Below are 20431 nucleotides of genomic sequence, written 5' to 3'. Positions count from 1 at the left end.
TCAGGCACTGCCTAACGCGAGTGAAGAGTTGCCGGTGTTCGTTTCAATTGCTTCGTCAACATCCACACCGCCACCCAAAAAGATGTTAATAATCCGCAGCGCCGAATGCTCCATATCGCGCTTGATATTTTTCGCCCACGCAGTTAACAGGGAACCCAGCAACAGCGTCGGAATAGCGACCGTCAAACCGAGCTGGGTGGTAACCAATGCAATCGAAATGCCGTCCGACAACAACTTCGGATCGCCGGTGCCGAATTCGGTAATCATGTCAAAGGTTTCGATCATGCCGGTGACCGTACCGAGCAGCCCCAACAGCGGCGCGACCGAGGCGATCACCAGAATCGCCGGGCCAAACCGGTCGAGCGGCCCCGATTCCTGCAGAATCGCTTCATAGACAATGCCTTCCATGTGATCGCGATCGTCTTTCAGATGACGCAAGGTATAGTGCAACACCCGGCCGATTGCAGAGGTATTGCTTTCGCAGTGCTTCTTGGCCGTTTCGAGATCGCCGGCAGTCAGTTGTTGAATGATTTGATCGGTCAATTGCGCGTTATCGGCGCTATTGGTCCGCAACAATTGCGCCCGTATCATCACCAGTATCCCCGCAAGCCCGCCCAGTATCACGATGACCCAGCCAATCGGACCACCCGAATCAATGATGCTCAGCAGTGTTTTCTCCGGTGCTTCGTCAATCGAAGTGGAACGTGATTCGAATAAATACAACTGCAACACCGCCGGTTGTTCGTTTTTACTCAATGCTGCGGCGCTTTCCGCACCGGCGTTTTTCCATACCTTGAAATCGCCGCCGCCTGCAGGCACCAAACTGCCGCTGCCTTCCGCGCTGATACCAAATGCTGCAATATTGCCCAGATGAATCAGCGATCCTTCGGCTTGTTTACCGTTCGCAAGGAAAAAATGACCCGGTTTGGTTTGAATGCCGCCAAGCTTCTGCAGCAACGTTAGTGCTTGCTTGAAAATGAAATCGACTTTTTCCGGATCATTACCTTTTGCATCCTTCATTGCCTGAGGCATTTCAATCCCATGATTTTTGAGTGTCAGCTCTGCCTGCAAATAAGTGGTTTCGAGCGCGTCATGACGCTCCGATACCGCTGCCTCCCTGCGCTCCGACTCAGCAAGTTGTGCATTGAGCTGATCAATTTTTGATGAGCGTTCAACGGATGTGCGTTCGAGTGCGATAACCTTGGCGTTTAGCGCTTGTTCTTCACGTTGCGCGCTGGCCTGGTAATTCCTTAAACGCTCACTGAGTTCACGCTTCTGCGCTTCCAGAAATGCGTATTCGCGCTTGTAAGCGGTCTCCAGGCTGACGGCTTGCTGTTTTGCCTCGGGTTGTTTTTTGGCAGGTGCTGCGTCGGATTTCCCTTCCGGCGTTGATACCGTGACGTTCTCGCCGGCGGCCGCATCCTTGGGTTGTTGGGAATAACCGGAACCGGCCCAGGCCGCCATCAGCAACAGTATGGTAATTAACAATCTTTTCATTTGCTTAATGGGTTAGGTAATTCGAAATAACCCTGACGGATTTGTTTTTTGAGTGAATCAAATAGATTGCGGATACGTTCGCGATCGGCGCTATCGCTCACGGTTTCAAAAATCCAGCCACCGTCCTGGGATCGTTTCGCCATCCCGCCCTGGTTATCCTTGGTCTGGAAAAACATAAACACCGTACCGATTTTGGCAATGTCAACCAGTACCTTCTCGCCGTTCAGCAGGATCGTTTGCTGATAAATCCCGTTTTCCTTGCTCAGCCGCACTTCGTCTTCGATCAATGACCAGGTTTGATTGATCGCCTTACTTGGGTCAATTTGCTGATTCACCAAGTTATTTTCCAGATCGTTAATAGCTTTAATCCAATCGTCGACTTTGAAAGGAAAACCGCCTTGAATATGGCGTTTGTACTCCGCCAATGCGGAAAGCAAGACCGGTTTCAAATGCTCGCCGGATTGCTCGGCTTGTTGAGTGGTCACACCCAGTTTATCGATCGACTGTTGCAGCTTCTCGACACTCAATTTCTGGCGGCGCTCTTCAACGCTTAAATCCGCCAATTGCGAATTGAGCGCGGACATTTTGCTGCTGTGTTTTTCTTTCTCGATATCGAGCTGTGATTGAAGCGTTTCCACTTCTCCACGGATTTTAGCCAGCGACTTTGCAAGATTCTCAATATTGCTGGCCAAGACCGGCGATGCAAAACCAAGCAGCATCCAACTGCCCATCACCACGATTTTTTTTGATAACTGAATCTGCATACATCCCCTTTTACGTTGCCGTGAATACTACAAGGCGAATATTTCACTTTCATGACAATTCGATGTCATTTAACAAGTGCGGGGACGCATCCATGAATCCGTTCAGTCAGTACTGGATTGCGATTCTCAAAGAACGATTAATCGTCCCGGCAAAGGATTTATTCGTGCATAACCGACTGCAGGGAGAATTGGTAAGGTGATGATTTTCTGCTCAAACAAGAATGAATCACAGAAAATGCTTTTGTGGATTTAGAAACGAGGATGGGAGTCATAAAATTCTCTGCAAGCACTTATTGAACCCACTTTTGGCTTTTTCCAAGGATCTGACAATTTTTTGCTCTCCCGCTTAAATTAAGCCTTGATCCCTAGCAAGCTCTACCAGTCACGCGTTGCATACAGTACTCGCACAACTGATATGCCGTCAGGGTGTGGAAGATAGAAGATTCAGTGATTTTCAAAGTCTCTAACAGGCCATTTGCACATACCGGCTAATGCTGGATCGTGCAGTGATTATGGTGCGCCGATCTTCAAGCTGTTCTTCCGCTTTGCGCTTTTCATCAGCACGAATCAATTCGCGAATATACTCGCTGGCACTGCTATAACGGCCTTGGGCGATTTGTCCATCTACAAATTGTTTCAAAGGGTCGGGCAGAGAAATATTCATACTTTGCATGGGTAAATCCTCTTTAAAATGGCAATTATTGCCATATCGGATGCACCATAATAAAAGTTCCGATTACAATTTTAGAAGTTGTTATCACTATCAGATCTTCTGGGTCATTATTTTGCAATTTGACATCGCTACAATTGGTGTGTTTGAATACTGATACAAATATCAAGTATGGGAGCACTCAAACATGTCCAATCGAGGTGGAAAACGGGAAAACGCAGGTAGGCCACGAGGCCAGGGTAAATTTGGCGAACCAACGGAAGTGATGCGCATACCGCAAAGCCAGACGGCAACGGTCAAAAACTTTCTGGAAGCCTTGCAGCGTAAAAAAGCGAATGCCGAAAGTGAAGTTGATGATTTTTTCGCGCCTGCGATCAGTGAGCAGCCGATGCTATTGCCATTGTTTTCTACCAAAGTTGCTGCGGGGTTCCCCAGTCCAGCCGATGATCATGTTGAGAAGCGCCTGGATATTAGCGAATTCATGATCGATCATGCTGCTTCTACGTTTTTCGTCACGATCAAGGGAGATTCGATGATCGATGTCGGTTTGCTGCCGGGCGATAAGGTAGTGGTGGATCGTTCCAAAACCGCGAATATCGGGGACATTGTATTGGCTGTAGTCGATCAGGAATTCACCATCAAAATACTCGATTATGGCGCGAACAAAATGCCGCGTCTGCTGCCGGCCAATTCTACGGGTGCTTACCGGCCGATCTACATTCGTCCTGATACGCAGTTTGAGATATTTGGCGTAGTAATAGGATCGTTCCGCCGTTTTAAATGAGCACACTGTTACCGTGTTATGTGTTGCTGGATCTGGAAACGACTGGAGCCACGCCAACCCAGGATCGCATCACTGAGATCGGCTTGATCCGTTATGAAAACGGCGTTGAAGTCGGGCGCTGGAGTACGCTTGTCAACCCGGAAGTCAGTATCTCACCATTCATTCAGCGGTTGACAGGAATCACTCAGGACATGGTCGATCGTGCACCCACTTTTGCGCAAGTATGTGAAACGCTGCTGCAATGGCTCGATCAAGCGGTATTGTGCGCGCACAATGTGCGTTTCGATTATGGTTTTCTCAAAAACGAATTCAAGCGCATCGGCGTTACTTTCCAGAAGAAGCTGCTATGTACGGTCAAACTTTCCAGAACACTTTATCCGCAGCATCACTCGCATAGTCTTAGTGCCATTATCGATAGGTTTCAGTTGATCTGTAACCAGCGCCACCGTGCCATGGACGATACCGAAATGATGGCGGCGTTCATTGCTGTCGCAATCGGTGAATTCGGCGAATCAACCGTTCAGGAAACCGCAAAAACACTGCTGAAACAGCAAGCAACTCCAACGGGACTCGATCATCTGGATATTCATGCCATTCCGGAAACCTGCGGTGTTTACTTATTTCATGGCGATAGCGCATTGCTATATGTCGGCAAAAGCGTCTCGCTGCGTTCCCGGGTATTCAATCACTTCCAGGGTGATCACCGTTCCGCCAAGGAAATGCGCATTGCCCAGGAAATCAAGCGAGTCGAATACCGCATCACCAGCGGGGAGCTCGGCGCATTGTTACTGGAGTCGCGTTTGATCAAGGAGCACCAGCCCATTCATAACCGGCAGCTCAGGCGCGAGCGGCAACTCTGCGCCTGGCAAATATCGAGCGATCCCAATGCCAAGCCGCTGGTGACTTTGATCAATGACAGCGACATCGACTGGCGTATCGTAGACAATGTCTATGGCACTTTCAAAACCAAACGGCAGGCTATCGAGGTTTTAAACAAGCTGGCCGACGAATACGGGCTGTGCGATAAGGCGCTGGGATTGGAAAAGGGGGCCGGTGTGTGTTTCGCGCATCAGTTAAAACACTGCAAAGGCTTGTGTGCTGGTTTGGAATCTGCCGAATCGCATTGGCTGCGCCTGCTCACCGCATTACGCCACTATAAGTTACTGGCATGGCCGTATGCAGGCCGCATCGGCATCCGGGAGTATAACCCGCACTACGACATCACGGAAATACACGTGTTTGACCAATGGTGCCACCTAGGGAGCGTCAAGGATCAGCAGGAATTGAACGAATTGTCGGCACGCCCGTGTTTTGACCACGATACCTACCGCTATCTGCTTAAATTCCTGAGCAAAAAGAATCTGGAAATCATTGCGCTGCATTGATATGTCGCACCGTGCCATCGCCTTGATCGACGTCAACAACTTCTATGTCAGTTGCGAGCGGGTGTTTAATCCCAAACTGGAAGGTAAGCCGGTTGTCGTGCTATCCAACAATGACGGTTGCGCAGTCGCCAGAAGCAACGAGGTCAAGGCGCTGGGCGTCAAAATGGGGCAGCCGTGGTTTCAACTAAAAGATTTGGCTAAAAAGCACGGCATCATCGCTTATTCATCCAACTATGCGCTCTATGCCGACATGAGCAATCGCGTCATGAGCATTCTAGGGATGTTCAGTCCCGACCAGGAAATCTACTCGATTGACGAATGTTTCCTGGATCTTACCGGATTCAAAAGAATCGATCATGCCGATTATGGCCAGCGAATCCGGCAGCGTATCAAGCAATGGACCGGGTTGCCAGTGTGCGTCGGCATTGGGTCGACCAAAACACTGGCCAAACTCGCTAACCACATGGCCAAGAAAAATCCGCAATTCAACGGCGTGTGCGACCTGAATAGCGCCTCGCGCGAACAACAAGACGAATGGTTCAACCGCATCGAAGTCAGCGAAGTTTGGGGTATCGGCAGACGGCTCGCGCCCAGGCTGCATGACATGGGTATCCGCACCGTTCTTGATCTCAAACAATCCGATCCGGCACAGATGCGATCTCATTTCTCGGTAGTCATGGAAAAGACCATCCGGGAAATCAATGGCACATCGTGCATTGAACTGGAAGAAATGCATTTGCCCAAAAAACAGATTCTCAGCTCGCGCTCATTCGGCATTCCGGTATCCGATCTGGCCAGTCTGGAAGAGTCAGTGTCGCTCTATATCAGCCACGCTGCAGAGAAGCTAAGACGGCAACAGTCGTATGCCGGATCGGTGTACGTCAGTATCCGCACCAGCCCGTTCAATCCCAAGCAAAAATATTATGCCAATGGCATTAGCCTGCCATTATCACCGCCAACCGACAGCACCTTGCTATTGACCAAAGCCGCGCTATGGGGATTACGCCGCATTTATCGCCGGGGCTACTGCTATCAAAAGGCAGGGGTGATGTTATCCGAACTCGTATCCCGGCAATACCGGCAACTGGATCTCTTCGGCCCGGCATCAACAACGGTGGCAGACAAAAAATCCACGAATATGATGAACATCGTCGATCAGATCAATGCCCGCATGGGCAGAGGAACGATCAAACTCGCTTCCGAGGGCTTCAGGCAACCGTGGAAGATGAAGCAGAAAAACAAAAGCCCTTGTTACACCACGAACTGGGATGAGCTAATTTGCGTTTTGAAATGACCAAGCGTTAGGAATTAAGATCAATATCTGTTTATTTTTTTTGATGGTACTATTGATAGGAATATAAGTCTTATGTGTATGAAAGTAGAGTGAATACTGGATATTTGGCGGAGAGGATGGGATTCGAACCCATGTGCCAGGTTACCCTGACCATCTGATTTCGAGTCAGCGCCGTTATGACCGCTTCGGTACCTCTCCGGTATGCTGGAATTAATACACCCGTTTGACTGGTTAACGCCAAACGGGTGCTAAATAGAATTATATAGTTTTTAAACTGCTGACGTCATGCTACCGCGCATTTTTTGCAGGGCTTTGGCTTCGATTTGGCGCACCCGCTCCGCCGACACACCCAGTTCTGCGGCAAGATCGTGGAGTGTTGCACTGTCTTTCTCCCGTAACCAGCGCGATTCGATGATGTGCCGGCTGCGATCATCCAGGCATTCCAACGATTGTTGCAAGCTATGTTCACGCAACTGGGTAATTTGTACATTTTCCAAAATTTGCGATGGTTCAGCGCCATCGGTCAGATAGCTGATCGGACTGAATGTATCGTCTTCCTCATCGGAAAGCGGCTCCAAAGAAATATCGGAGCCATTGAAACGTTTTTCCATTTCCACCACTTCTTCCGATTTAACGCCTAATTGCGTTGCCATGGCTTCGACCTCTTGCGGATTCATGGTATCCAAACCTTGCTTCATGCTCCGCAAGTTAAAAAACAATTTACGTTGTTGCTTGGTTGTCGCTATTTTAACCAGCCGCCAGTTGCGCATGATAAATTCATGTATCTCAGCTTTAATCCAATGTACTGCAAACGACACCAGGCGAACACCACGTTCAGGATCAAAGCGTTTGACCGCTTTCATCAAGCCAATATTGCCTTCTTGAATCAAATCCGCTTGCGGGAGTCCGTATCCTTTATAGCCGCGCGCTATGGCCACGACAAAACGCAAGTGGGACAAAATCAGTTTTTGCGCAGCTTCGATTTCACCATAATTCCATAAACGCTGCGCCAAATTCGTTTCTTCCTCTTGTGAGAGAATTGGGAAAGAATTTACAGACTGAATATAACTTTCAATACTTCCACCAACAGCCGGTAGTGTCAAAGCATTCGTCATTGTAATAATCTCCTGTAAGGGTATTGTGCGAGCTTCTAATATTTTCATTCTAGCACTCCCTAGATGAGAGTGCCAAACTTTTGAAAAGTTTCACAGCAATAAGCAAGCTTAACGTGGCTCGATTTGCCAGAGATGATTTGCAACGGAAATGCGTGCGCCTAGCCATCCAAGCCAGGCTGAGAACAATAGCAAGCTCAAACTATCCTGTAACGACAAATGCTGCAGATGAATATCCACTTCATACATGCCAGCAAGCACCCCAAGCTCTTCATTCAGAGCACCAATGAAGAAAGTCACAATCAACCACGCTGCGATACCTCCGGCCAATCCTTGAATAGTGCCAAAATATAAAAAAGGCCGGTGAATAAAACTGTCGGTTGCGCCAATGAGTTTTGAAATTTCGATCTCATCGCGCTTAGTCAGGATTTGCAAGCGAATGGTATTAAACATGATGGCTATGATGGCGACGCTCAGCAGTGTCGCCAACATTAGAATTACCGCGCGTCCCAGTTGAAGCAGTGCATTAAGCCGTTCTATCCACTCGGAATCAAATTGCACATGGGCCACTTCCGGCCATCTTTGCATCTGCGCGCGCAACTGTTCCAGCGCATCAGAAGAATTGTGCTCCAAATGCACAATGAATGCATCGGGTAGCGGATTTCGCACCAATCCTGCCATGACATCAGCAAAACCGCTATCTTGCTGTAACTGCTTCAATGCAGCTTCTTTGGAAATGAATTGAAAACTTACAATTCGTGATTCTTCCTGCAATCGTTGTTTGACACGGTTGAAATCACTTTGCTGCGCATCCTGTTGCAGAAACACGCTCATTTGCGGTGCACCGGCTGCTTGCCCGGACATGGATTGCAAGTTTTCCATAAGCACATAAATTCCGGTTGGCAAACTCAACGCAATACCCATTACCGTAATGCTCAGCAAACTTGTGACCGGCGCAGAGACCAATCGCTTTAGCGTATGAAAAAATACAAACGCATGTTGTGTCAGCCATGCGCGCATCATGCAGCCAACTTTCCTTGTTTGAGTGACAAAATCCGATGCTGTGTATCTTCCAGCAACGATGCATCATGAGTAGCAATCAGCACGGTAACGCCGACTTGGTTGAATGATGTGAACATCGCCATGATATCGCGGGCATATTCCACATCCAGATTACCGGTTGGTTCATCCGCAATCAATATCGACGGACGATGCACCACCGCACGCGCAATACAGAGCCGTTGACGCTCTCCACCGGACAATGCGATCGGCATGGATTTTTCTTTTTTCAGCAACCCAACTTTATCCAACGCGGCTCGTACCCGGGAAGCCACAGTCTTGCTTTCAAAATTAGCAATTTGCAGCGGCAGCAACACATTTTCAAATGCAGTGCGATCGAATAACAACTTGTGATCCTGAAAAACAAAACCGATTTTGCGGCGCAGATATGGAATGGCAGCCGGTTTGAGCTGTGCAATATTTTGCCCGCTGATGGAAATCGTGCCCGAAGTCGGCCGCTCAAGGGCTGCGATCAACTTTAACAAAGTGCTTTTGCCAGCCCCTGAATGACCGGTGAGAAAAAGCATTTCACCGGCTTGCACTGTCAGATCAACATTATTCAGCGCAACGTAGCCATCTGGATAGCGTTTGCTGACATTTTTAAAAACAATCATGGTCGGCTTTAAATTCTCAGTTTGCTTAATCGAACATCGCTTCGACAAATTCTTTCGCGTCAAACGGCCTCAAATCGTCCACGCCTTCACCGACTCCCACAAAGCGCAGAGCCGGGGGATTTTGCGGATATTGCGCGGCAATTGCCGCGACCACCCCGCCTTTAGCTGTACCATCCAACTTAGTAAGAATCAAACCGGTTACCTGGAGCGCTTCGTCAAACGCTTTCACTTGCGCCAGCGCATTCTGGCCTGTGTTTGCATCCAATACCAGCAGCACTTCGTGCGGCGCATCGGGCAAAGCCTTAGCGATTACGCGTTTTACTTTCTTGATTTCTTCCATCAAATGCAATTGCGTCGTCAACCGTCCGGCAGTATCCGCCAGCACGATATCAATGCCGCGCGCTTTGGCAGAATTAACAGCATCAAAAATCACTGCCGCCGGATCGCTTTTTTTATCAGGATCGCTATCAGGTGCCACGACAACAACATTATTGCGCTCACCCCATGCGATCAACTGCTCCCGCGCCGCTGCACGAAACGTATCACCAGCTGCCAGCAACACCGTTTTTCCTTGATTCTGGAAGTACCTGGCCAGCTTACCGATCGATGTTGTTTTTCCCACACCATTCACACCAGTAATCATAACAACGAACGGGCTATGCGAGCTAATATCCAATGACTGCTCCAACGGTTTCAGCATAGCGGTCAAAGAATCCTTCAGTGCTTGCTTCAATTGCGCGGAATCGGTCAGACCATCGCGCTTAACCTGCTTGCGCAAATCCTCAAGGAGTTGCTGCGTTGCGCTGACGCCAATATCGGATGTCAAAAGTATAGTTTCCAGTTCTTCGTATAATGCTTCGTCGATCTTACCACCGCCGAACAGACCGGATAACTGCCTGCCCAAATTCTGCCGGGTTCGGGCAAGACCTTGTTTGAGCTTACTGGCAAAACTGACCGGTTCTTCCGGGTTGGATTCGGATACCGTATCTGATGGAGCCGGAATTTCAGTTGAATCTGCTGGATCTTTTTTAGATTTAAAAAAACTAAACATTCTGGTAGGCTCTAAGAGTAATGATATTCTCAAAACGCGATTTTAGTCTGTTTACTCACATTTTGGTTAGTAAAAATGAATTCTGATAACCGTAACACTTTTTTTAGCGTCTTTTCAATCTACAATTTTCTACTGATCATCGGCTTAACGATCGCTTCCAGCACACTGGCCAATCCGCATGAATTTTTGCTCGATAATGGCCTGAAGTTAATTGTGAAACAAGACCATCGATCACCAGTGGTGGTCACTCAAATCTGGTACAAAGTCGGCAGTATCGATGAAGTCAATGGTGTTACCGGTGTTGCGCATGTACTGGAACACATGATGTTCAAAGGCACGGAAAAAGTTCCGAATGGTGAATTCTCAAAAAAAATCGCAGCGGCTGGTGGACGCGAAAATGCTTTTACCAGTTACGACTACACCGGCTATTATCAGCAATTGCACAAAAAGCATTTGCCCATGGCAATGGAACTGGAATCGGATCGAATGCGCAATTTGTTGATTACCAAAGAAGAGTTTGAAAAAGAAATCAAAGTCGTCATGGAAGAAAGAAGATTGCGTACCGATGATCAACCGCGTTCATTGCTGTACGAAAAAATGATGTCAGTCGCCTATCAAGCGCATCCTTACAAAAATCCAATCATCGGCTGGATGAATGATCTAGAAAACATGACTGCCGAGGATGTGCAAGACTGGTATGATCGCTGGTATGCGCCGAACAATGCAATATTGGTAGTGGTCGGCGATGTTGATGCCGAAGAAGTGCATCAGTTAGCAAAAAAATACTACGGTGCAATTGAGTCTCGCCCATTGTTTTCTTTCAATGAGCGGAAACCACAATCAGAACCGCCGCAACTCGGTTCGAAACGAATAACCGTCAAGGCACCGGCGGAATTACCTTATCTGATTATGGGTTACCACGCTCCGGCGATCAAAAATACCCAGGAAGATTGGGAGCCTTACGCTTTGGAAATTCTGGAAGGAGTATTGGATGGCAACGCATCCGCACGGCTGAATAAATCACTAGTGCGTGAAAGCCAGATTGCCAGCTCGGCGAGCGCAGGCTATGGCGCTATGGCGCGTGGGCCGAGTTTTTTCTTCCTTAGCGCGGTACCAAGCGCAGGTAAAACTATCGCGGAGCTGGAACAGGCATTACGAGGGGAAATTGAAAAAATTGCTAAAAACGGAATAACCGCAGCAGAACTGTCTCGAGTTAAAGCACAAGTAATTGCCGGTCATGTTTATCAGCGCGATTCCATTTTCTCGCAGGCCATGCAAATCGGTCGATTGGAAAGCATCGGGCTATCCTATCGGGACACGGATCTTATTTTGGAGAAACTAAAAGCAGTCACTGCGGAACAAGTCCGCGATGTTGCTCGAAAGTACTTTAATGATGACAGCTTGACCGTTGCGGTATTGGATCCACAACCTTTGGAACAAAAAACGCCTTCACGGGCGCCGGTCGGATTAAGACACTAACCGATTGTCAAATTTTGGCAGCGGCCTAAAGGAGAAGAGGAGAAAAAAGCCGCTGCCAAAATCGCTAACACATACTATTCTTTGGTATCGCCATGCGCGTGACCTTTTTTCGTTTGATGGTCACCATGTTCATGTTCGTGTTTGTGCTCTTGCATATGCTGATGCATTTTTTCCATCATGCGATGCATTTCTTTTTTATCAATAAAACCATCCTTATTGATGTCCTTTTTATCAAACATCTGCTCGTGATGTTTCATAAACTCTTCTTTGCTGATCTTTCCATCTTTATTGGCATCAACCGCCACCATGTGCTCGCACTGGTGACCGTCATGCTGATCGTGGCTGTGACCGGATGTTGAGTTACCGTGTCCGTCGTGCTGTCCGCTTTGATGCTGATGGCTATCTGCCTTAGTTGCAAAAGCCACTGGAACACAGAATGTCAATAGCGCAATAGCAGCCAGAACCCAATTACTTCTTTTATGAAACATTTTATTTCTCCATAACAGTGATTAACCAAAGACCGGCGAAGCAAGCCCTTTAGAAATGAGGGTTCCATGAAAGTTCATGGGAAATTGCACCTTATACATTAATAAAATGCTGGCGGTAGTATTTGAGTTCATTGATAGAGTCATATATGTCCGCTAGCGCTTCATGCTTACTCTCTTTATTAAAACCCGATGCGATCCCCGGTTTCCAGCGTTTCACCAGCTCCTTCAAGGTACTGACATCGAGATTTCGATAAAGAAAATAAGCTTCCAGTTGCGGCATCGAGCGCACCATGAAGCGCCGATCCTGGCAAATTGAATTTCCACACATCGGTGATACACCGGGCGGCACATGCAACTTGATAAATTCCAGCAACTGCGATTCCACTTCCGCTTCATTCAGACGCGAAGCTTTCACCTTATCGATCAGGCCGGATTTGGAATGTGTCGATTGATTCCATTTATCCATACCGTTTAACACATCACCAGGCTGATGCACAACCAGCACAGGCCCCTCTGCGACCGTATTCAGCTGCGAATCAGTAATCACGACAGCCACTTCGATGATGCGATCGGTATCCGGATTGAGTCCGGTCATTTCCATGTCCACCCAGATGAGGTTATTGTTATCTTGTGCCATAATGTTTATAAAATTTTTGAATGCTAAGCGTTGAATTGTGTCATATCGACGACATACAGTCACTTTTAATCAGACTGAAAATGCAGACTCAAGATTGCAACTCCGCTTGAATCTATCTTGAATTCAAATCAATAAACTTTAGATAATGACTATGCAAACATTTACTTTGATATTCTTATTTGCACTTCTGGTCACCACACTGACGCAAGTTTGGCTATCTTTCCGGCACATCCGCCATGTTCGGGCACATCAGCACAAAGTACCGGAAGAATTTTCCAGCACGATCAGCCTGGCTGATCACCAAAAAGCAGCGGACTACACATGCGCCAAAACCGCTGCCGGATATCCCGGTATCCTTCTGCATGTTGTGCTGCTGCTGGCATTTACCCTCGGTGGCGGTTTGAATGCTTTAAGCGAAATCTGGGCTGGCTGGTTTAGCGATCCGGTCGTTCATGGCATGGCGTTGATTATCAGCACTTTCATGATCATGAGCGCAGCTGAGCTCCCATTAAGCTATTACCGCGTGTTTGTCATCGAGGAACGCTTCGGCTTCAACAAAATGACCCCGCTGATGTTTTTCATCGATTTGGTCAAGCAAACTGCTATCGGCCTGCTCCTGGGTGCACCGTTGTTATTTTGCATACTGTGGCTGATGGAAAAAATGGGGGATCTCTGGTGGCTGTACGCTTGGTTTGCGTGGATCGTGTTCAACCTCTTCGTGCTGGCGATTTATCCCGCCTGGATCGCGCCGCTGTTCAATAAATTCACACCGTTGCAAGATGCCGCTTTGAAAACGCGCATCGAGCGGTTGATGGATAAATGCGGTTTCACCGCCAGTGGCTTGTTCGTAATGGATGGTTCACGCCGTAGCAATCACGGCAACGCGTACTTCACCGGTTTTGGCAAAACCAAACGCATCGTGTTTTTCGATACCCTGTTGTCGCGCCTTGATCCAGGCGAGATCGAGGCTGTACTTGCGCATGAACTGGGTCATTTCAAACTGCGCCACGTCATCAAACGCATCGCGGTATCCTTCATCATCAGCCTCGGATTCCTTTGGCTATTGGGTTATTCGATGCAACAAACCTGGTTTTACGAAGGATTGGGCGTAGCTGTCGACAGCGTGCCGTCAACCGCGATGGCGTTATTGCTGTTCTTTCTGGTGATGCCGGTATTCACTTTCCTGTTGCATCCAATCTCCAGTCTGTATTCCCGCAAGCATGAATTCGAAGCCGATGCCTATGCTGCGCAAAACGCTTCCGCGGATGATTTGATACATGCGTTGGTAAAACTCTATCAAGACAACGCCGCGACACTGACACCTGATCCATTGCATTCGGCATTTTACGATTCACACCCGCCAGCATCGATCCGTGTCGCGCATTTACAAAACCAGGGACAAGTATGAATACAACCGTATGCGATTTATCATCGAAACAATGTAAACCTTGCGAAGGCGGTGTTCCATCGCTATCCAGCAGTGAAATAGCTACCTTCATGCAGCAAATTGAGGGTTGGCAATTACAGGATAAACAAATCAGTAAAACCCATACCTTTAAGAATTACTATCAAACCATGGCATTCGTAAATGCAGTTGCATGGATTTCGCACCGCGAGGATCATCATCCCGATATGCTGGTCGGCTACAATCAGTGCGTAGTCACCTACACCACCCATGCCATTGGCGGATTGTCCGAAAATGATTTCATTTGCGCGGCGAAAATTGACAAGTTATTCGCAATTTGAATATTAGCCGCAATCACAAGCGACAACCGCCCTGCCAGACCGGGCTGGTTGTTGCTGCATTTGGCAGACACTTTTCAGTTGAAACAGCTAACGGTGAAATTGTCTCTTGTGTCATGCGCGGCAAAAAAAGCGGTGTCGCATGCGGTGATCAGGTTGAATACCAATTAACCACCATCGGACAAGGTGTAATTGAGACAGTGCAACCGCGCACCTCATTGCTCTACCGCAGTGATGCCTACAAGGAAAAAATCATCGCCGCCAACGTTACACAAGTAATCATTGTCGTCGCGGCTATTCCAAGTTTTAGTGAAGAATTGATCAGCCGCTGTCTGGTCGCCGCCGAAAGTGAAAATATCGCAGTATTGATTGCACTAAATAAAGCTGACTTAATCGAACCGACTCAAAACGCACTTTCAACGCTGTCGCTGTATCGGGATTTAGGCTACCGCGTTCTGCCGGTCAGCGCTCTACAGGATGTTTCCGTGCTACGCCCATTCTTAAAAAATCATTTGAGTGTTCTCGCCGGACAATCCGGCATGGGCAAATCAACATTACTCAATGCCTTGATTCCGGAAGCACAACGCGCCACCGCTGAGATATCCCTGGCGCTGGACTCTGGCACCCATACCACTACGCATTCACAGCTCTATCACTTTGATAGTGACAGCGCCATTATCGATTCCCCCGGCTTCCAGGAGTTTGGCTTGAATCACATTAAGGAAGAAAATCTAGCGTGGGGATTCCTCGAATTTCACCCCTATTTCGGACAATGCAAATTTAGCAACTGCCGCCATTTCAAAGAACCTGAGTGTGCAGTGCTAGCAGCGGTGAAACAAGGAAAAATTACCGAGAAGCGGTTAGGCTTTTATCATAAATTGCTGTGCCGGGATCGTTCCGGCACGAGCTTAATTGGATAGGATTTATTATTAATAAAATGGAGTATCCCCGATCCTTCAGTGATACTCCAAGGCATCTTTAGAACTCTTCCCAATCATCGCCACCGCCACCGGCTGCAACTTTGCGAGGCGCCGGTTCACTGGCTGTGATTGCTTTGGGTGCTACGGCTGTTCTCTTCGTTGCCGGACCGCGATTCGGTAGCTTCGCTACTGAACCGGTGCGGCTACTTCTTGTTACTGGCACCGACGCAGCACTTCCACTTGCCAGTCTGAATACGCTGACCGCTTGCGTGAGCGATTGCGCTTGCTCTTGCATCGATTCAGCCGCCGCTGCCGCTTCTTCCACCAGCGCTGCATTTTGCTGTGTCACTTCATCCATCTGCGTTACCGCTTGATTGACTTGTTCGATACCTGAGCTTTGTTCCTGCGAAGCCGCGGAAATTTCGCTCATGATGTCGGTTACGCGTTTCACCGCGCTCACGATTTCGTCCATCGTCGCACCTGCTTCGTCGACCAGCCGTGTTCCATCTTCTACTTTTGCAACCGAGTCGCTGATCAGTTCTTTGATCTCTTTCGCTGCCGCCGCTGAGCGTTGCGCCAGGGTTCGTACTTCCGTTGCCACCACTGCAAATCCGCGGCCTTGTTCCCCAGCCCGTGCTGCTTCGACTGCGGCATTCAATGCCAGAATGTTGGTTTGGAACGCAATGCCATCAATCACGCTGATGATGTCGACGATTTTCTTCGAGCTTTCATTGATCGAACTCATGGTCTGCACCACTTGACCAACTACCGCACCACCTTTGACCGCAACCTCCGATGCACCTGCCGCCAGTTGATTCGCTTGGCGGGCATTATCGGCATTCTGCTTCACGGTGGATGTCAGTTCTTCCATCGACGATGCAGTTTCTTCCAGGCTCGATGCTTGCTCTTCGGTGCGCTGGCTTAAGTCCGAGTTGCCCGATGCGATCTCTCCTGATGCCGTAGCAATCTGGTCTGTACCCATGCGTACCTTTCCAACTAAGTCAACCAGATTGTCATTCATAGTTTTAAGTGCTTGCAGCAATCGTCCTGTTTCATTAGTCGAATTCACATCAATCCGGCTAGTCAAATCACCGGCTGCTACTGCATTGGCTACCGCTACCGCTTCGTTGAGCGGGCCTATCACGGCGCGAATTAGCAAGAATCCAATCACACCCGCGAGAAGCGTTCCAAGCACGATCGTTGTAACGGTAATCATAAATATCGTTTCATAATTGCTTTGCGCAGCAGCATATTCTTTTGCTGACTCAGTACGTTGCAGTTCGAGTAACTTGATCATTGTTCCATGAACTGCATCAAATTTTGGTCCAGCATCATTCACCATATTCTCAATTGCAGCATCAAAATTTCCTGCGGCAGCTAAAGCCATAGTGCGATTGCGCGATTCGGTATAGATTTGCCATTGCTGGTTAAAATTTTCGACTAACGCCCCCTCTTCAGATGTGAGATTTGTAGTCATATATTTTTTCCACATCTCCGAGATTTCCGCGTCTCGCTGATTCGTCATATTTTGACGTTCCTTTACAATTTCCGCGCTCCTGGCATAAGCAGCGATTGCCGCATTGAGACGAACCCGCTGCATACGATCCAGAACTAAGCCTAGATCTCCCAGGGGAACAGCGCGATCCTCGTATACACCTTTAAAAGAATCATTTGTTTGATTCAGGCCCATAATGCCCAAACCGCCAACACCAGCGAGTAGCACTGACAGCATGCCAATGACCAACATCAGTTTTGATTTAATCGTCATATTATTAAACATTTAACTCTCCTCAAAGTAACCTACCAATATCCAACTAGCCTTTATAATCAATTAGTGCTTGGTTCGATCAAACCCATATCACTGCTACTCATCATTTTTTCGATGTCGATTAAAATGAGCATTCGATCATCAATGGTTCCTAACCCCATGATATATTCGGTATCAATAACCGCCCCCAATCCTGGCGCCGCCCGTAATTGATCCGCTGTCAAATTGATCACATCAGATACGCCATCCACCACGATACCCATTACCCGACCCGCAACGTTCAGAATAATCACCACCGTGAATTGATCATAATTAACGTCACTCAGATTAAACTTAATCCGCATATCGATGATCGGCACTATGATGCCGCGTAAATTCACCACCCCTTTTATGAAGTTCGGTGCGTTGGCTATCTGTGTGATGGCTTCATATCCACGTATCTCCTGCACTTTGAGGATCTCAATCCCGTATTCTTCATTTCCCAAGCGGAAAGTCAGATACTCGTTTGTTGTGCCTGCAACTACTGCATCAGCGGATTCCGTCGCTTTATTTGCCGTTTGTTCCTGAAACATGGATTAGTGCTCCTTTTGTGCTATCTTAAAACCAGAAGAATCAATTAAAACGAAGTGTTAATTACGGAACCTCATTCATTAGGTTCTGCCAGTAATTTCTTATTTTTTCTAAGAAAAGTTCCTTTAAATCTGTAGGATAATTCCTTCACACAACATATTAATATAATAAACTGCTGAATATTAATGGATAAATTAAAATAAACCAGATTAATTCTGTTTAAAGCAAACACCAGCAATATTTAATCAACAACTAAGATTAATATAAACTATTCCGCCGCATCATGATCGCGGCGATATAATCGCGAAGAATACTTTCAGGAAGGTGGCAAGCGCCGGTCAGGGAGGGCAATACCGGTATGGAAAATGACACTTTAAAACGACAGGACTACGCGATTGAATCCTTTTCAACGGCTCTATCAGCTACACCGCATTCTGGCGGCCCATCGCCTGCCGGTCTCGCATAAGCGCCTCGAAGAACTGCTGGAATGCTCACGCGCGACGGTTACTCGCGCCATCGATATGCTGCGGGATAATTTCAACGCCCCGCTGGTATACGACCGCGACCGTAACGGTTATCACTACGACACCAAAGAAAGCAATGTTTTCGAACTGCCCGACGTCTGGTTCGACGCCAACGAATTGCACGCATTGCTGACCGCGCAGCAATTGCTCGAACAAATCGAGCCGGACCTGCTCGGCGCGCAACTCAAACCGGTCAAAGACCGGCTGGAAAAAATCCTCGCAGCGCAACATTCGAACAATCCGCCAATCACCGCCCATCGCATCCGCATCCTGAGGATGATGGGCAGGCAAACCGGATTGAAACATTTTCAAACAACCGCCAGCGCCGTGCTGCAACGCAAACAACTCAACATTACCTACCACAGCCGCAGCCGCGATCAACAAACCGAACGCACCGTATCCCCGCAACGCCTCACACATTACCGCGACAACTGGTATCTCGACGCCTGGTGCCACAAACGCGAAGCCTTGCGCAGTTTCGCGGTGGAACGCATCGCCGCGTCAACCCTGCTCGATACCGCCGCGCGCGAAATTCCGGAAGCCGAACTCGACGAACACTTCGCCACCGGCTACGGCATCTTCGCCGGCAAAGCCACCCGCACCGCCATTTTACGTTTCACAACCGAGCGCGCCCGCTGGGTCGCCGACGAGCAATGGCACCCGCGGCAGCAAGGAAAATTCCTGCCCGATGGCCGCTATGAACTCCACATCCCCTACGCCAGCAAAACCGAACTGGTAATGGACATTCTCAAGCACGGTGCGGCGGTTGAAGTCATCGCGCCGGAGACATTACGCCAAACCATCCTGTTAAACTTGCAGCAAGCGCAAGAATATTATGTGACAAGGAACAAACATGAAAACAGGACGTAACGACCCCTGCCCTTGCGGCAGCGGCAAAAAATACAAACAATGCTGCTTGCAGGCGCAAGAAACACAACAAACCGAGGATTTTTTATGGCACCAGATACGCCGTGCAATTAATGGACTGCCTGAAAAATTACTGAAATTCTCGCAAAACCATTGGGGCCAGCACGCCTTGCTGGAAGCATGGGGAGACTTTACGTTATGGAGTGAAGAGGAATTTTCTCCGAACACGCCGCACTTGCAGTTATTCATGCCTTGGTTCTTTTTTAACTGGCACCCGGACGATTCAATCCCCGATACCCCGCGTAAAAAAACAACCGGGGAAGCATTTCTCGGCAAGCATGGCCGGCAGCTCGATCCGCTCCTGAAACGCTACATCGAACAATGCTGCGTAACGCCATTCAGTTTCTTCGACATTGTGTCGGTGCGCCCCGGCGATGGATTCCTGCTGCGCGACATTCTGACCGGCGAAGAATGTTACGCCACCGAGCATTCCGCTTCGGTGCACGCCGAAGCCTGGCAAATCGTATTTGGCAAGCTGGTTAAAGTCGATCACGTCGCGATACTGGAAGCCAGCGCCGCTTTCTTTATTCCGCCCGGAGAAAAATTTGCCATTCTGGAGCTGCGCAAAAAATTACTCGAATCAGAAAATCCGCCGTCGCCCGCATTGCTCGGAAAATACGAACATGAAATGCTCGCCATTTATCAAGTAGTTTACGACCGGCTATTCAATCCACCCACGCCGTCACTGCGCAATACCGACGGCGATGCGATGGTATTTCAAAAACTCGTTTACGACATACAGTCTCCGCAAGCCGCTTTCACCGCGCTCAAACAGCTTTGCATCGACAGCGCCGAAGACGAACTTCTGCAAGACGCCGAATTTGACTCGGCAGGCGGACTGCACCGCATCGAATTTCCATGGCTGAAAAAAAACAATACCAAGAACAAATCCTGGGATAACACCATCCTCGGCCACATCAAGATCAACGGCCGCCAGCTCACCGTCGAAGTCAATTCCGACAAACGCGCGCAACAATTCCAGAAACTGATCAAAAAATTATTACCGGAAGCCCGCTACAAAACCAGCGTCATCGAATCTCCGCAAGCAAAGCTAGAGCACATGCAGGATCAAGGCGAAAGCGCCCAAGCCAGGAAACGCCGGGAAGAGTAGGAAAAACTTAACAACCACCCGGAAGTACGGAAAA

20 protein-coding genes and 1 tRNA gene are annotated in these 20431 nt (G+C 48.4%); 9 read left to right on the top strand and 12 right to left on the bottom strand.

Going from position 1 to position 20431, the window contains the following annotated elements:
* From ACV7NC_RS12560 to ACV7NC_RS12550, 3 genes are all read right to left on the bottom strand, one after another.
* Entirely contained in the window at positions 1 to 1497 is a 1497-nt protein-coding gene (locus ACV7NC_RS12560; protein ID WP_458152925.1) for a MotA/TolQ/ExbB proton channel family protein, read from the bottom strand.
* Complete coding sequence (locus ACV7NC_RS12555; RefSeq protein WP_458152924.1) at positions 1494 to 2261, bottom strand: DUF3450 domain-containing protein; 768 nt, start codon at positions 2259 to 2261, stop codon at positions 1494 to 1496. The genes ACV7NC_RS12560 and ACV7NC_RS12555 overlap by 4 nt, the downstream gene beginning before the upstream one ends.
* 463 nt (positions 2262 to 2724) lie before the next feature.
* Positions 2725 to 2934, bottom strand: coding sequence for a type II toxin-antitoxin system ParD family antitoxin (locus tag ACV7NC_RS12550; RefSeq protein WP_458152923.1), 210 nt, complete (start codon positions 2932 to 2934; stop codon positions 2725 to 2727).
* A 184-nt stretch (positions 2935 to 3118) separates the two neighbouring features.
* Here ACV7NC_RS12550 and ACV7NC_RS12545 point away from each other — a divergent pair, with 184 nt between their 5' ends.
* Genes ACV7NC_RS12545 through ACV7NC_RS12535 form a run of 3 tightly spaced genes read left to right on the top strand, consistent with a single transcriptional unit; the run spans position 3119 to position 6394 of the window.
* Positions 3119 to 3715: a LexA family protein gene (locus tag ACV7NC_RS12545; RefSeq protein ID WP_458152922.1), complete on the top strand. Its 597-nt coding sequence runs from the start codon at positions 3119 to 3121 to the stop codon at positions 3713 to 3715.
* Positions 3712 to 5100 (top strand): exonuclease domain-containing protein, encoded by a 1389-nt coding sequence (locus tag ACV7NC_RS12540; RefSeq protein WP_458152921.1) that lies wholly within the window; start codon positions 3712 to 3714, stop codon positions 5098 to 5100. Before ACV7NC_RS12545 ends, ACV7NC_RS12540 begins: the two co-directional genes overlap by 4 nt.
* 1 nt (position 5101) lies before the next feature.
* Complete coding sequence (locus ACV7NC_RS12535) at positions 5102 to 6394, top strand: Y-family DNA polymerase (protein WP_458152920.1); 1293 nt, start codon at positions 5102 to 5104, stop codon at positions 6392 to 6394.
* 105 nt (positions 6395 to 6499) lie between these two features.
* Here the strand turns inward: ACV7NC_RS12535 and ACV7NC_RS12530 are convergent.
* The 5 genes from ACV7NC_RS12530 to ftsY all read right to left on the bottom strand — a co-directional run bounded on the left by ACV7NC_RS12530 (position 6500) and on the right by ftsY (position 10230).
* A tRNA-Ser gene (locus ACV7NC_RS12530) sits at positions 6500 to 6592 on the bottom strand.
* 71 nt (positions 6593 to 6663) lie between these two features.
* Positions 6664 to 7509, bottom strand: coding sequence for an RNA polymerase sigma factor RpoH (gene rpoH, locus ACV7NC_RS12525; RefSeq protein WP_458154935.1), 846 nt, complete (start codon positions 7507 to 7509; stop codon positions 6664 to 6666).
* Positions 7510 to 7617: 108 nt separating this feature from the next.
* Positions 7618 to 8529, bottom strand: a complete 912-nt coding sequence (gene ftsX / locus ACV7NC_RS12520; RefSeq protein WP_458152919.1) for a permease-like cell division protein FtsX — start codon at positions 8527 to 8529, stop codon at positions 7618 to 7620.
* Positions 8526 to 9179 (bottom strand): cell division ATP-binding protein FtsE, encoded by a 654-nt coding sequence (gene ftsE / locus ACV7NC_RS12515; RefSeq protein WP_458152918.1) that lies wholly within the window; start codon positions 9177 to 9179, stop codon positions 8526 to 8528. Before ftsE ends, ftsX begins: the two co-directional genes overlap by 4 nt.
* Before the next feature lie 25 nt (positions 9180 to 9204).
* On the bottom strand, positions 9205 to 10230 hold the full coding sequence (ftsY, locus tag ACV7NC_RS12510; protein WP_458152916.1) for a signal recognition particle-docking protein FtsY: 1026 nt from the start codon (positions 10228 to 10230) through the stop codon (positions 9205 to 9207).
* A gap of 75 nt (positions 10231 to 10305) precedes the next feature.
* Between ftsY and ACV7NC_RS12505 the strand changes: the two genes are divergently transcribed.
* Positions 10306 to 11709, top strand: a complete 1404-nt coding sequence (locus tag ACV7NC_RS12505; protein ID WP_458152915.1) for a M16 family metallopeptidase — start codon at positions 10306 to 10308, stop codon at positions 11707 to 11709.
* A 74-nt stretch (positions 11710 to 11783) separates the two neighbouring features.
* Here ACV7NC_RS12505 and ACV7NC_RS12500 read toward each other — a convergent pair whose 3' ends face one another.
* Together ACV7NC_RS12500 and orn are read right to left on the bottom strand one after the other, a co-directional pair.
* Positions 11784 to 12197 (bottom strand): EF-hand domain-containing protein, encoded by a 414-nt coding sequence (locus tag ACV7NC_RS12500; protein ID WP_458152914.1) that lies wholly within the window; start codon positions 12195 to 12197, stop codon positions 11784 to 11786.
* A 91-nt stretch (positions 12198 to 12288) separates the two neighbouring features.
* On the bottom strand, positions 12289 to 12834 hold the full coding sequence (gene orn, locus ACV7NC_RS12495) for an oligoribonuclease (RefSeq protein WP_458152913.1): 546 nt from the start codon (positions 12832 to 12834) through the stop codon (positions 12289 to 12291).
* A 151-nt stretch (positions 12835 to 12985) separates the two neighbouring features.
* Between orn and ACV7NC_RS12490 the strand changes: the two genes are divergently transcribed.
* From ACV7NC_RS12490 to rsgA, 3 genes are all read left to right on the top strand, one after another.
* Positions 12986 to 14242 carry a M48 family metallopeptidase gene (locus ACV7NC_RS12490; protein WP_458154933.1) on the top strand — a complete coding sequence of 419 codons (1257 nt, stop codon included), beginning with the start codon at positions 12986 to 12988 and terminating at the stop codon, positions 14240 to 14242.
* Complete coding sequence (locus ACV7NC_RS12485; protein ID WP_458152912.1) at positions 14239 to 14580, top strand: 4a-hydroxytetrahydrobiopterin dehydratase; 342 nt, start codon at positions 14239 to 14241, stop codon at positions 14578 to 14580. Before ACV7NC_RS12490 ends, ACV7NC_RS12485 begins: the two co-directional genes overlap by 4 nt.
* 113 nt (positions 14581 to 14693) lie before the next feature.
* The gene (gene rsgA / locus ACV7NC_RS12480; RefSeq protein ID WP_458152911.1) at positions 14694 to 15497 is read left to right on the top strand and encodes a ribosome small subunit-dependent GTPase A; all 804 of its coding nucleotides are present in this window, start codon (positions 14694 to 14696) and stop codon (positions 15495 to 15497) included.
* Positions 15498 to 15555: 58 nt separating this feature from the next.
* Here the strand turns inward: rsgA and ACV7NC_RS12475 are convergent, their stop codons facing one another.
* Together ACV7NC_RS12475 and ACV7NC_RS12470 are read right to left on the bottom strand one after the other, a co-directional pair.
* Positions 15556 to 17277, bottom strand: coding sequence for a methyl-accepting chemotaxis protein (locus tag ACV7NC_RS12475; RefSeq protein WP_458152910.1), 1722 nt, complete (start codon positions 17275 to 17277; stop codon positions 15556 to 15558).
* A 47-nt stretch (positions 17278 to 17324) separates the two neighbouring features.
* The gene (locus ACV7NC_RS12470) at positions 17325 to 17837 is read right to left on the bottom strand and encodes a chemotaxis protein CheW (protein ID WP_458152908.1); all 513 of its coding nucleotides are present in this window, start codon (positions 17835 to 17837) and stop codon (positions 17325 to 17327) included.
* Positions 17838 to 18230: 393 nt separating this feature from the next.
* Between ACV7NC_RS12470 and ACV7NC_RS12465 the strand changes: the two genes are divergently transcribed.
* Both ACV7NC_RS12465 and ACV7NC_RS12460 read left to right on the top strand, forming a co-directional pair.
* Positions 18231 to 19229 carry a helix-turn-helix transcriptional regulator gene (locus ACV7NC_RS12465; RefSeq protein WP_458152907.1) on the top strand — a complete coding sequence of 333 codons (999 nt, stop codon included), beginning with the start codon at positions 18231 to 18233 and terminating at the stop codon, positions 19227 to 19229.
* Positions 19213 to 20397: a YecA family protein gene (locus tag ACV7NC_RS12460; protein WP_458152906.1), complete on the top strand. Its 1185-nt coding sequence runs from the start codon at positions 19213 to 19215 to the stop codon at positions 20395 to 20397. Before ACV7NC_RS12465 ends, ACV7NC_RS12460 begins: the two co-directional genes overlap by 17 nt.
* The last annotated feature ends 34 nt before the right edge of the window (positions 20398 to 20431 follow it).

The sequence above is a fragment of the Nitrosomonas limosa genome, assembly GCF_054188085.1.
Note: the sequence above shows the minus strand (reverse complement) of the source record. Positions and strands in the feature narration are given on the sequence as shown.

Coding starts and splice junctions, on each gene's coding strand:
- ACV7NC_RS12550 (WP_458152923.1), bottom strand. CDS start 2,934: ATGCAAAGTATGAATATTTCTCTGCCCGACCCTTTGAAACAATTTGTA.
- ACV7NC_RS12555 (WP_458152924.1), bottom strand. CDS start 2,261: ATGCAGATTCAGTTATCAAAAAAAATCGTGGTGATGGGCAGTTGGATG.
- ACV7NC_RS12490 (WP_458154933.1), top strand. CDS start 12,986: ATGCAAACATTTACTTTGATATTCTTATTTGCACTTCTGGTCACCACA.
- ACV7NC_RS12560 (WP_458152925.1), bottom strand. CDS start 1,497: ATGAAAAGATTGTTAATTACCATACTGTTGCTGATGGCGGCCTGGGCC.
- rpoH (WP_458154935.1), bottom strand. CDS start 7,509: ATGACGAATGCTTTGACACTACCGGCTGTTGGTGGAAGTATTGAAAGT.
- ACV7NC_RS12540 (WP_458152921.1), top strand. CDS start 3,712: ATGAGCACACTGTTACCGTGTTATGTGTTGCTGGATCTGGAAACGACT.
- ACV7NC_RS12535 (WP_458152920.1), top strand. CDS start 5,102: ATGTCGCACCGTGCCATCGCCTTGATCGACGTCAACAACTTCTATGTC.
- ftsX (WP_458152919.1), bottom strand. CDS start 8,529: ATGATGCGCGCATGGCTGACACAACATGCGTTTGTATTTTTTCATACG.
- ACV7NC_RS12475 (WP_458152910.1), bottom strand. CDS start 17,277: ATGTTTAATAATATGACGATTAAATCAAAACTGATGTTGGTCATTGGC.
- ACV7NC_RS12545 (WP_458152922.1), top strand. CDS start 3,119: ATGTCCAATCGAGGTGGAAAACGGGAAAACGCAGGTAGGCCACGAGGC.
- rsgA (WP_458152911.1), top strand. CDS start 14,694: ATGCGCGGCAAAAAAAGCGGTGTCGCATGCGGTGATCAGGTTGAATAC.
- ACV7NC_RS12470 (WP_458152908.1), bottom strand. CDS start 17,837: ATGTTTCAGGAACAAACGGCAAATAAAGCGACGGAATCCGCTGATGCA.
- ftsY (WP_458152916.1), bottom strand. CDS start 10,230: ATGTTTAGTTTTTTTAAATCTAAAAAAGATCCAGCAGATTCAACTGAA.
- ftsE (WP_458152918.1), bottom strand. CDS start 9,179: ATGATTGTTTTTAAAAATGTCAGCAAACGCTATCCAGATGGCTACGTT.
- orn (WP_458152913.1), bottom strand. CDS start 12,834: ATGGCACAAGATAACAATAACCTCATCTGGGTGGACATGGAAATGACC.
- ACV7NC_RS12505 (WP_458152915.1), top strand. CDS start 10,306: ATGAATTCTGATAACCGTAACACTTTTTTTAGCGTCTTTTCAATCTAC.
- ACV7NC_RS12485 (WP_458152912.1), top strand. CDS start 14,239: ATGAATACAACCGTATGCGATTTATCATCGAAACAATGTAAACCTTGC.
- ACV7NC_RS12500 (WP_458152914.1), bottom strand. CDS start 12,197: ATGTTTCATAAAAGAAGTAATTGGGTTCTGGCTGCTATTGCGCTATTG.
- ACV7NC_RS12460 (WP_458152906.1), top strand. CDS start 19,213: ATGAAAACAGGACGTAACGACCCCTGCCCTTGCGGCAGCGGCAAAAAA.